Raw genomic sequence first — 11,780 nt, forward strand, 5'->3', positions numbered from 1 at the left:
TCACGAATTAAAATAGTTTAGTTTTTTTCAGATTAAAAGATTAAAATAATTTCTAATCTGTGAGAATCATTTAATCTGTGGCTAACTTTTTTAAACAATATCAAAATAAATAATTCGTGAAAATTAGTGCAATTCGTGGCAAAAAGAAAATCTTTTTAATCTGTGCAATCTGTGGCAAAAAATTACAAATAAAAAAGGCTTGACTTTCGTCAAACCTCTTTTATATAAATCATAATCTTACGATTACAACAAAGCGTCTAAACTATCAGAGTAAGTTTGTTTCGGAGCAACTCCTACTTGTTTACCTACTACTTCACCGTTATGAAAAACCAAAACGGTAGGTATGTTACGCACACCATATTTTGCAGCAAATTCCTGATTAGCATCTACATCTACTTTACCAACCACTACTTTACCTGCATATTCTTCGCTGATTTGGTCAATAATTGGACCAACCATTCTACAAGGACCGCACCATGCTGCCCAAAAGTCAACCATTACTGGTTTATCTGATTTTAAAACTACTTCGTCAAAAGTAGCATCTGTTATTGCTAATGCCATAATATCTATCGTTTTTAAATTTATCGTCTGATTAACTTAAGTATCAAACTAGAGTACAAATTTAAAAATTAAAAACCAATCAAACACCATTAGCAAATTAGTTTTCATTATAAATGCATTGTCATTTATTATATTAATCCCATGTTTTAAAATTGTGAGATTTAACTTAAACTACAGAATGACGTATTTTAAAAATAACGTCAGTTTTTTATGCTATCTTTAATGTTCCGGAAACTTCATTTATATGAAAGCACTTTTACACCACATAAAAAGCTTTTTACAATCTTCTCATTTTAAGATATATGCCAAACGATTTGGCTTTTTTATTTTAGGATGCATTGCGTTTGTACTTATTGCTTCGGGCGCATTATCGTTTTATTTTAATCAGAATAAAACCGAAATCATTGCTAAAATCAATACAAAAATCAATGAAAACATAAATGGGAAATTTCATGTTGGCGATTTTCAATATAAATTTTTAACCGGTTTCCCGAATTTTACGCTTGCGCTGAAAGATGTAGAAATCAAAGACAATCAATGGAATATCCACAAACATACTTTACTAAAAGCCAAAGAAATCGAAGTGCGTTTGAATGTTTGGAATTTATTGCAAAACGAAATCAATATTCATAAAATGCTCATTAACGATGCCAATATTTATGTTTATAAAGCCGAAAACGGATATTCGAACGCTAATATTTTTAAACCCAAGAAGAAAAAATCGGCAGAAGATAAATCTGACACCGAAACCAGCATTGACCAAATCGACCTCAACGACGTTCATTTTACTTTAGACAATCACGTTGGGCATAAATTGTTTGATTTTGAAATTGAAAGTTTAAAATCGAAAGTTGATTTTGACGGAGACGACTGGGAAACCAATGTTTACCTGAGAACCAACATTGAAAGTCTGGCTTTTAATACCTTTCACGGCAGTTTTGCCAAACAAAAAATTCTCGAAGGCACTTTTAATGTTTCATATTCTGATGAAAAAGAAAAAATTGATGTTGTGACCAAAAACCTAAAAATCGGAACTGACTCTTTTGATATTATTGCTTTTTTTAATCTTACTGAAGGAAAAGCCCTTTTCGGAATCAATATTTCAACAACAATTTTATGGCAAAATGCATCCAATCTATTATCGGCAAACATTAGTTCGAAGCTTAACCGATTTGGTTTAAAAGAAGAAATCGATGTGAATTGCGACATCAAAGGCGATTTTAATCAGGAAGGCGACCCCAAAATTGTGGTTCAGGCAGAAGTAAAAAACAACGAACTCAGTATTCCCGACGGATTAATTACCGATTGTGGCTTTAAAGGCATTTTTACCAATAATTTCAAACCAAAAGACGGCTTTAACGACGCCAATTCGGCCGTTATTTTAACCCGATTTTCGGGTAAATACAAAAATATTCCGCTTACAATTCCACAGGCTGTGATTAATAATTTAGAAAAACCACTGGCAACCGGAATCGTAAATTCTGATTTCGATATTGAGAACCTCAACGAAGAAAATACCGAAAAATGGATTCATTTTACAGAAGGTCACGCTTCGGCCAACTTAAAATTTCAGTTTGATATTGTCGATTTATACATTACAAAACCGCGTTTTATTGGCAATGTAAACGTAAAAGATGTTTCTTTTCATTTTATTCCGAAGAATCTTCACGCCGAAAAAGTAAACGTTCAACTCGACTTTACCGAAAAAGCTTTGCTGATTAAAAAAATCGCTTACAAACACAATAAAAACATCATTTATCTGGAAGGCAAAATCGATAATTTCCTGAACTTATATTACGACGCTCCTGAAAAAATGATTGTAAACTGGGATATTTATTGCCCAAATATCGACTTAAAACAATTTTTGGGCGTTCTGGCAAGTTCACAAAAAAAGAAAGTTTCAGCAAAAAAAGCCACTATGTCTGACCAATTGCGAAACGCCATCGAAAAATGCATCGTAGACATCAACATCAAAGCTGATAAAATAAACTACAATAAACTGACCGCCACAAACACAAAAGCCGAAATCCAGATGATCGATTCACGCCTTGTAATTAAAAATGGTTCACTTCAAACTTCCGGCGGAAGCATTACTTTTAATACTACAATTTCGCCAAATGGCAAGAACTATAATTTTGTCTCCAACGCGCAGGTAAATCGTGTAGATATTGCCAGTTTTTTAAGGTCGTTCAACAATTTCGGAATCACCTCTTTTAGTCCCAAAAACATAAAAGGCAGATTGAGCAGTCACGCCAATGTAAGCGGTTTTATCAACAGTCGGGGCGAATTACTAACCAATTCTATGCACGGAAAACTCGATTTTAAAGTGACTCAGGGCGCTTTACTCAATTTTGAACCCATTGTAAAAGTGGGGAAATTTGCTTTTCCGTTTCGCGATGTCCAGAACATAACCTTCAGCGATTTATCAGGAAACCTCAACATGCGCGGAGAGAAAATCGATATTAACAACCTCCTTATCAGTTCTAATGTGCTAAACTTAGACATTAACGGAATTTATTCCTTTGGCCGAGGCACCAATCTCGCCCTCACCATCCCACTCCGAAACTCTAAAAACGACGCCAAACTTGCCAGTCAGGAAGAACGCGACGCCGTTCGCGATCGCGGAATTGTACTGCATTTAATTGCGGTCGATGATGAAGGTAAAATGAAAATTAAGTGGGGGAAGAAGGGGAAGGAGAAATAAAGTTATTTTATAATAAAAACACGTATATATACTCTATTCTGTTTTTTTATTTATTGATATACTTGCCTATATTAAATTTTAATGTATTATGGTTTTCCATAAAATGTAATTAGTTAATAAAGTATATTTGTTTTTAAATTGTATATCAAAACAATTTGAAAGAAAAATTTTACTAATATTGTAAATTAAATGAATATTTCTAAACAGAAAGAGAAGTATTTCGTTCTAATAATTGCAAAAGCACTTGAAGTAAACATTCAGGAACTATTAAATTATGAATAATCTCAATTTTATTGATTTATTTGCCGGGGCATCTGGCATGTCTGAAGGCTTTATCAAAGCAGGATTTAATCCTGTGTCTCATATCGAAATGAATCCTGAAGCGTGTTTAACAATTAAAACCAGAGCAGCATATCATTATTTAAAATCAAAAAACAATCTAGATTTATATTATAAATACATAAAAAGCGAAATTACACAAGAAGCTTTTTATAAAGAAATTCCAAGTGAAATCCTTGATTCTGTTTCAAACATAGAAATTAATGACGATACAATTTCCGGACTTTTTGATAAAATAAAACAATCTGGAAAGACGATTGATCTAATAATTGGCGGACCTCCTTGTCAGGCTTATTCTTTGTTAAGAAGACATCAGGATAAAATTGAAGAAGATCCAAGAAATAAATTATACATTCAATACGGAAGATTTCTTAAAGAGTTTAAACCAAAAGCGTTTGTATTTGAAAATGTTCCGGGATTATTAACCGCAAACAAAGGAGACCATTTTAAAAATCTAAAAGCCTATTTCAGAAGAATTGGCTACGAAGTTTATCATGAAACTTTGATTGCATCAGACTTTGGAGTTTTACAAGCGCGTAAAAGAATAATTATTGTTGGATGGAAAAAAGATAATGATTTTGGTTTTCCAGAATTTGAAAAAATAATTCAGCAATTTAAAGTTAATGATGCATTTCAGGATTTACCAAAACTAAAACCGGGAGAAGGTTTTAAAACAACAAAATACACAGAAAGTAAGAACGAATATCTTGAAAAATTCGAATTGCGAAATGGTGTTGACTTTGTTACACAACATATTTCCAGACCTCATAATTCAAGAGACTTAGCTATTTATAAAACCGCTATTCAAAAATGGAATAAAGGACAGGAAAGATTGCGCTATCCTGATTTACCAGAAGAATTAAAAACACATAAAAACGAAACTTCATTTACAGACCGATACAAAGTAATTGACGGACTAGGTATTTCTCATACAGTAGTAGCGCACATTGCTAAAGACGGTCATTATTATATTCATCCTGATGAAAAACAATGTCGCTCAATTTCAGTAAGAGAAGCTGCAAGATTACAATCATTTCCTGATGATTTTTATTTTGAAGGTTCACGCTCGGCAGCATTTAAACAAATTGGTAACGCAGTTCCTCCATTAATGGCAAATGCAATTGCTAAAAAAATCAAAGAATTATTATGTCAGAAGAGCTAAAAGAAAAACATTTTAAACCTAAGGCACATATACTAACTTTATTAGGTGAAGAGTTAATAAAAAGCCCTGTAATGGCTATCTATGAGTTAGTTAAAAATAGCTATGATGCTGATGCTAAAAAAGTTGATGTATATTTTAGAGATATTGACAATGCAGAAAATGCTGCAATTATAATAGAGGATAATGGAATTGGAATGACATCTGAAATAGTCGAAGATGTTTGGCTTGAACCTGGTTCTGATTTCAGAAAACCAATTAATAAAGATGGTATTAGAGAAATAATTAAATCTCCTATTTATGGTAGAATCCCAATGGGAGAGAAAGGTGTTGGACGCTTTGCTGTACATAAATTAGGAACAAAAATTTTACTAATTTCCAGACCTTTAATTTTAATTTACAACGAAGAAAAAACAGAAATAATTAATGAGTATCTAGCTGAATATGAGATTGAATTATATATAAATTGGAAAGATTTTAATCAATCAAAACACTTATCAGATATACCTATTAAATGGAAATTAAGAAAGGATAAAAATAGCTTTAGATTCAAAGAAGAAAGTGGAACATATATACATTTAAGTGGCTTAAAAGAAAATTGGACTAAAGGGATGGCAAGGGACTTAAAAGGTCAAACTTTAGCAATGCTTTCGCCAAAAGTTGACGAAAATAGCTTTAAAATAAATTTAAATTTTAATAATCAATGGCTAGTCGATTTTCCCAAAATAGATACAATTATTGATGAAGCTCCTTTTAAACTTGTTGCTTTAGTTGATAAAAATTACAATTTAACATTCGAATATACTTTTTCTTTAAAAAACAATCCTGAACTTGGAGTCAGAGTAATTGACGATAGCTCTTATGATAGAAATATAAAAGGAGATATTAAACCATACATAAGAAAGGAATTGGAGAAAAAGGAGTACTCTAAAGATTCTATAGAAATCATTTTGTCAAAATATGACGAAGAGGAACAACTACCTTTTGGAGGACTTTTGTTTGAATTAAACACATTTGATCTAGATTCTGAATCTTTAAAAGATTATTCTTTTGATCCACCAACAACAAGAAAAATATTACGTGAAAACTCTGGAATAAGAGTTTATAAAGGTGATTTACGAGTATTTGATTATGGTGAAAAAGGTAATGATTGGCTTGGGATAGATTTAAAAAGAGTTCAAGATACAAGTTGGTTTTCAAATAACTTGGTGCTCGGTTTTGTTAGCCTAGATCCTGAAAATTCAGGTAAACTAACTGAAAAAACAAATAGAGAAGGGTTTGTTGAAAACAATGCTTTTATAGTATTTAAATATATTCTTGATTTTATATTAACTCAATTTAAAATTGAAAGAAATAAGGATAGAGAAAGGTGGCTCAATTTTAACAGAAAAGAATCAGGAAATCTTTTTGATCAAAAAATAAATAGTTTTAAAACTTTGCTTGAAAACACTGATTTAAATAACGAAGAAAAAAAACAAAAATTACTGGAAGAAGCTGAAATTCTAGAAAAGAAATATGAGGAAGATAAAAAAATACTTCTAATTCCCGCGGGTGTTGGAATGACTGCTTCTATCGCATTACATGAAATAGAAAAATTAGTACCAAGAATGGAGGAAACGGTTAAAACAAATCCAATTGATATAAAAATAATCAATGACCAAGTAGAAGAATTAAGACAATATACTGACGGCATTATTTCTGTATTACGAAAAGGTGGAGATAAACCAATTGATGTTAACGAATCAATTAACAAAGCATTTAAAAATTACAAAACAAAACTTCTTGATCGAAACATTGATTTTTTCATTGATATTGACGACAACGTTACAACAATTAATTGTGATAAAAGATTTTTCATTACTATGGTAATGAATATAATTGACAATAGCATCTATTGGCTTGATACAGTTTACAAACCGAATAAAGCCATATATGTAAAATCATATAAGGAAGACACTACTACATGCGTAATAATCATTGATAATGGTCCAGGTTTTAAAGACGATATTTCAGAACTTATCCGTCCATTTTTTTCAAGAAAATCTGATGGAATTGGAATTGGATTATACTTAATAGATACAATAATGCTAAAATATGGAAAATTTGATATTCTATTAAATCGGGAAGAACTAAATCAACAAAAAATACCTGAAGATTTTGATGGCGCCGCTGTAAAATTAATTTTTAATAAAAATCAATAAAGAATGAAGTATTTCGAACCAAATATAGTAATTGTAGATGATCATCAACAAGAAATACAAGACATTTTAGATTATTATAAAAACAATGGGATTGGCTGTAAACTATTAAATCCAGACTATACAGACGGTGATGACATGCCTGAAAAACATTTTTCAGATGTAAATATAATATACCTAGATCTATATTATTCTGGGAAATTTGATGCTGAACAATGTTCTAATTGGATACGTTCAATTGTTGATGAAAAGACTTTTTACATTCTTGTTTTATGGACCAAAGATATTAGCAAAGCTGCAGAAGTATTGGAGTTATTAACTACACATAATAGAAAACCTTTCTTATCAATCGAAAAAAATAAAACAGAATATCCTTCCAAAACAGGAGAAAGCAAATATGATTTTCAACAATTAATTCAAGAAGTAAATGAAGTTATTGAAAATAATAACGCTCTTGAAGAAATTTTCACTTGGAAAAATAATTTAAAGATCTCATCTAATAATGTAATAAGTAACATTACAAAAGATCCTTCTCAAATTAATGACAAATTAAAAAAAATTATAATTAGTCATGGAGGCAGATCTATCATTGAAAGCGACAATGCCCTAAGAAAAAGAGCTATTTTATTTGAAGCTTTAGATACCATTTTGATTTCCAATACCCGAAAAAACATTAGCTCTGATATTAATCCAGAAACTATCGAAAGAATATATAATCTACAAGCAATTCAACAACCTTTTATAGATAAAGAACTCAATAGTTGGTTTCATTTCAAATTAGAAAAAAATTAATAACGAGTTAATTGTCCCTGGGTTAATCTCTGAATTTAAAGAGAATGAATGGAAAGAAATGTATTCTATTCATAACGATAAAAATGTAATGGAATATATTAGCAAACAAATTGGTGATGAAGTGCAAATATCAAGTATCGCTCTTCTTCTAACAAGACCTTGTGATATAGCTCAGAATAAATATGGTAGAAATCTAAAACTAATAAGTGGCTTAAAAATAACAAATCCTGTCAGAAAAACCAATGTTAAAATGGAATTTCAGAAAGGATCATCAGACATTGATTCAGTAAAATTATACGACCACTTATATTTTAGTGCTGAAGAAAATGATGTCACATTATTATTTGATTTTAGATACAATTTTTCTGTTCCAGAAAAGATCTTCAAAGAGCAATTTGATAAGATAAAAATTTTTAATAAAGAATTGTTATCTGAAATGCAAGTTGAGTATAGTAGTTATTCTAGTAGATTGGGTATTACTCAAATTATTTAAAATTTCATTTTAATGTATTTTAAAATATATGGATGTCCATAATCCAGAACAACGCTCAAAAAACATGCGTGCCATTAAAAGCACTGCAACAAAAGCCGAAATAACTTTGGCAAAAGCATTATGGAATCTAGGTTACAGATATAGAAAAAACAACAAAACAGTTTTCGGTAAACCGGATTTCACTTTCAAACAATTAAAAATTGCAGTATTTGTAGATTCAGAATTCTTCCACGGAAAAGATTGGGAAACCCGAAAAAAACCACAAACCAATCCTGAATTCTGGATCAAAAAAATCGAACGAAATATGGAAATATGCAAAGAGATATAGAAGTCAATGCGTATTTAGAATCTCAAAACTGGAAGATTCTTCGTTTTTGGAGTAATGATATTAAAAAGAATTTAGATTCCTGTATTCTTGAAATTCAAAATGCAATAAACGAAAGACAAATCACAAAATAAAAAAAGCCACTTTCACAGTGACTTTTCCATTAATATCAAAATTTTTAATCATTCAGCATCTAAATAAGGATTTAAAATCTCGGCTAATTCATTGAGCCAAAAATAACCTTCTTCAACTGATTTCATATCGATTTGCAGGGTTTCGCATTCGCGCATTAGAGACATGGCGAGAAGATAATTTACTCTTCGAATTGCTTTTGCAAAACTTTTGGGGTCAGTCGCTTGGTTGAAAAATTCGTTTAACCGTAATTCTGTTTCTTTTGAAAGGGAGTTTACACTCATAATCTTAAAGTTTAGGGAAATATAAAACCCGAACGGGTTAGCTGTCCTACGCCTTTAAGAGCGTTGCAGTTGTTTCCAATACCGCCAGCATACCGCACGGGCAAAAGTTTTGTCAAGTTCATAATCTTAAAGTTTAGGACTGCAAAGATACCAAAAAACGTGGGGTTTTGGTATTGATTGAAAAGTTAATTCTTAGTTTGTTTGCTTATTGTTGCGTGGGCTTCGACTCCGCTCAGCCTGACAATATTGTGAAACTTCCAATTCAAGCAGGCAGAAAAAACACAAATAAAAAAATCTGTTTTTATCCGCGTTTTCACGAAATGAATCCGTTAAATCCGCGTTCCATAATAACATTTCGACATCTGCCAAGTCTAACTAAAAATGGGATCAATTTTTCGCAAAAAAATTCATAATGTTTTATTAACTCACTTGGCTTTTCAACCTAAATAAAATAGCTTTGAGAATAATCATTAAATATAAACCAATATGAAGATTCAAATCAATACTGACAAAAACATTGAAGGACACGAAAGATTAGCCGCTTATTTTTCTGAAGAATTAGAAAAAGGCTTAACTCGTTTTGAAGAAAAAATAACCCGCGTTGAAGTACATTTCGGAGATGAAAACGGAGAGAAATTCAGCCTTAACGATAAAAAATGTGTAATCGAAGTGCGTACTGCAAAATTACAACCTCTAACGGTTACAGAACACGCTGATACTATAGAAAAAGCGTTTAGTGGCGCTTTGGCAAAAGCAAAAAAATCATTGACTACTACTTTCGAAAAAATGAAAGAACATTAAATATATCCTGAACGTTTTTTTAACCATATAAGTTATATAAGTTCATATTAAAGTTTGTGGTTATATAACAAGCCGGTAAATTTTTAAACCATATAAGTAAGTCATATGAGTTCATTTAATTTAGTAGCGCATAACGCAAAACTAATTTGAACTTATATGACTTACTTATATGGTTTGTTTTTTTTATATAGCAGGCTTAACACAAAACTAACCTGAACTGTAATTTTTTATTCCGCAAAGCTTACCACAAAGTTTATATGAACTTATATAACTTATATGGTAAAAAAAATTAAGATTTCGGTAACGGCGCTCCTACCGCAATATCGCAACGGTGTCCGGGTTGTCCGTGAGCAGGATTCATTCCTTCGGCTACAGTTGGGGTTTCGGTACTTAATAAAGCCGGAACATTATTGTTTGCTGGCGGTGTAACGGTAAAACTTTGCGAAGTGCTTCCGCTTTGCGCTGTATTTGTCGTTGTTTGTTTTGCTGCAACCGGAGAATTTAAAGGTGATCCAACCGGAATATCACATCTGTGTCCGGGTTGCCCGTGCGACGGATTCATTCCTTTACCCACTTTTACAGGTGCTGCAGTTGTTGTTGTAGTCGTAACCATCTTTTGTTGCTGACTCGGGTTTACCTGAACGGTTTGCGTTGGCTGAGCCGTTGCCGTTTGCCCTTGTGTTGGAGCCGAATTTAATGGCGCACCAACAGCAATATCACATCTATGTCCGGGTTGTCCGTGTGCAGGATTTAGTCCGGCATTAGAACTCAAAACGGTATTCGGATTCGTTTGAACCGGAGTTTGAACAACCGAATTTACTTTTGTGGTATCCTTCATCAATCCTAATTTTACTAATTCTGATGTTGGTGTATTTTCCTGAGGTTCTAATTCTTTTTTGCAGGCAATAAAAAGTATTGAAGTAAGAACTAACGAACTGATAAGTATTTTTGAATTCATGATTGTAGATTTTAAAAGCCCTCAAATATAGTGGTTTTTGACGTTTCACCATATAAGTTATATAAGATAATTTAAGTTTGTGTTTTGTGTTTTAATCTCGCAAAGTCGCAGAAGCGCAAAGTTTTTGTTTCACGCAGATTATGCAGATTTGAGCAGATTTTTTTAAATTAAATCACTTGCAAAAAATAATCTGTGCATATCTGCTTAAATCTTTTTAAAATCTGCGTGAAATAATTTACAGCAAAAAACTTTGTGCCTATGCGTCTTTGCGAGATTATTATAATATTTGCTAACTTTAACCAAAACAAACTTTATATGAAAAAATCAATCCTGCTTCTATTATTCGTTACCGCTTTTACAAATGCGCAAAACGTTGAAAAAGACAAAATCAATCAAACACTAGACGCTTGGCACAAAGCTGCTGCCGATGTAAAATTCGACGCTTATTTTTCTGCATTAAGCGATGATGCGATTTACATAGGGACAGATGCTACAGAAAACTGGACTAAAAAAGAATTTCAAGTTTGGGCAAAACCATTTTTCGATAAAGGAACAACCTGGAATTTTACGGCTCTTGAACGTCATATCTTTTTTGATAAATCCGGAAAAATTGCGTGGTTTGATGAATTACTAAATACGCAAATGAAAATCTGCCGCGGATCTGGTGTTTTAGTAAAAGTGGGCAAAGAATGGAAAATTCAACATTACGTTTTATCCATGACGATTCCGAATGATGAAGTTGACGCTGTAACGAAATTAAAATCTCCGGTAGAAGATGTTTTAATTGGCAAGCTTAAGAAAAAATAAACAATTTTAGCGTTTCTTATTATAATCCTAACTTTTCTAGCGTTTTACAAAACCCAATATCAAATTAATTATAATATAATTGACAATTTTAGTTGTAAATTAGAAGTTCAAAATAAGATTGTCTCAAAAAAAGAGATCGAATTTTACAAAATCAACTAAAATAAACATCAAGCCTCTATTTTTTGAGCCCTGAAAATCTAAATATTGATTTTTTTTTAACTTTGACC

Annotated in this window: 12 protein-coding genes; 9 read left to right on the forward strand and 3 right to left on the reverse strand. The window is 31.7% G+C overall.

Annotated elements, in window-relative coordinates; all coding sequences use genetic code 11:
* Window positions 1–243: 243 nt before the first annotated feature.
* Window positions 244–561 carry a thioredoxin gene (gene trxA, locus ACZZZT_RS00790; protein ID WP_042563349.1) on the reverse strand — a complete coding sequence of 106 codons (318 nt, stop codon included), beginning with the start codon at window positions 559–561 and terminating at the stop codon, window positions 244–246.
* 244 nt (window positions 562–805) lie between these two features.
* Here trxA and ACZZZT_RS00795 point away from each other — a divergent pair, with 244 nt between their 5' ends.
* The 7 genes from ACZZZT_RS00795 (at window position 806) to ACZZZT_RS00825 (ending at window position 8,705) form a co-directional block, all read left to right on the forward strand.
* Complete coding sequence (locus ACZZZT_RS00795; protein ID WP_463459117.1) at window positions 806–3,265, forward strand: AsmA family protein; 2,460 nt, start codon at window positions 806–808, stop codon at window positions 3,263–3,265.
* A 274-nt stretch (window positions 3,266–3,539) separates the two neighbouring features.
* Window positions 3,540–4,766, forward strand: a complete 1,227-nt coding sequence (locus ACZZZT_RS00800) for a DNA cytosine methyltransferase (RefSeq protein ID WP_463459118.1) — start codon at window positions 3,540–3,542, stop codon at window positions 4,764–4,766.
* Window positions 4,751–6,964: an ATP-binding protein gene (locus tag ACZZZT_RS00805; protein WP_395331587.1), complete on the forward strand. Its 2,214-nt coding sequence runs from the start codon at window positions 4,751–4,753 to the stop codon at window positions 6,962–6,964. The genes ACZZZT_RS00800 and ACZZZT_RS00805 overlap by 16 nt, the downstream gene beginning before the upstream one ends.
* A 3-nt stretch (window positions 6,965–6,967) precedes the next feature.
* Window positions 6,968–7,753, forward strand: a complete 786-nt coding sequence (locus ACZZZT_RS00810; protein WP_463459119.1) for a hypothetical protein — start codon at window positions 6,968–6,970, stop codon at window positions 7,751–7,753.
* Window positions 7,754–7,811: 58 nt separating this feature from the next.
* Window positions 7,812–8,246, forward strand: a complete 435-nt coding sequence (locus tag ACZZZT_RS00815) for a hypothetical protein (protein ID WP_463459120.1) — start codon at window positions 7,812–7,814, stop codon at window positions 8,244–8,246.
* Between the two features lie 28 nt (window positions 8,247–8,274).
* Entirely contained in the window at window positions 8,275–8,574 is a 300-nt protein-coding gene (locus tag ACZZZT_RS00820) for a very short patch repair endonuclease (protein ID WP_463459121.1), read from the forward strand.
* Window positions 8,559–8,705 carry a DUF559 domain-containing protein gene (locus ACZZZT_RS00825; protein WP_463459122.1) on the forward strand — a complete coding sequence of 49 codons (147 nt, stop codon included), beginning with the start codon at window positions 8,559–8,561 and terminating at the stop codon, window positions 8,703–8,705. The genes ACZZZT_RS00820 and ACZZZT_RS00825 overlap by 16 nt, the downstream gene beginning before the upstream one ends.
* 48 nt (window positions 8,706–8,753) lie before the next feature.
* Here the strand turns inward: ACZZZT_RS00825 and ACZZZT_RS00830 are convergent, their stop codons facing one another.
* Window positions 8,754–8,987, reverse strand: a complete 234-nt coding sequence (locus ACZZZT_RS00830; protein ID WP_463459123.1) for a hypothetical protein — start codon at window positions 8,985–8,987, stop codon at window positions 8,754–8,756.
* A gap of 486 nt (window positions 8,988–9,473) precedes the next feature.
* Here ACZZZT_RS00830 and ACZZZT_RS00835 point away from each other — a divergent pair, with 486 nt between their 5' ends.
* On the forward strand, window positions 9,474–9,788 hold the full coding sequence (locus ACZZZT_RS00835) for an HPF/RaiA family ribosome-associated protein (RefSeq protein ID WP_042563342.1): 315 nt from the start codon (window positions 9,474–9,476) through the stop codon (window positions 9,786–9,788).
* A gap of 289 nt (window positions 9,789–10,077) precedes the next feature.
* Here ACZZZT_RS00835 and ACZZZT_RS00840 read toward each other — a convergent pair whose 3' ends face one another.
* Window positions 10,078–10,746, reverse strand: a complete 669-nt coding sequence (locus tag ACZZZT_RS00840) for a hypothetical protein (protein ID WP_463459124.1) — start codon at window positions 10,744–10,746, stop codon at window positions 10,078–10,080.
* A 315-nt stretch (window positions 10,747–11,061) separates the two neighbouring features.
* On the opposite strand from ACZZZT_RS00840, the gene ACZZZT_RS00845 reads away from it, so the two are divergent.
* Window positions 11,062–11,553, forward strand: a complete 492-nt coding sequence (locus tag ACZZZT_RS00845) for a nuclear transport factor 2 family protein (protein ID WP_463459125.1) — start codon at window positions 11,062–11,064, stop codon at window positions 11,551–11,553.
* The last annotated feature ends 227 nt before the right edge of the window (window positions 11,554–11,780 follow it).

The sequence above is a fragment of the Flavobacterium sp. AC274 genome (genome assembly GCF_979258275.1).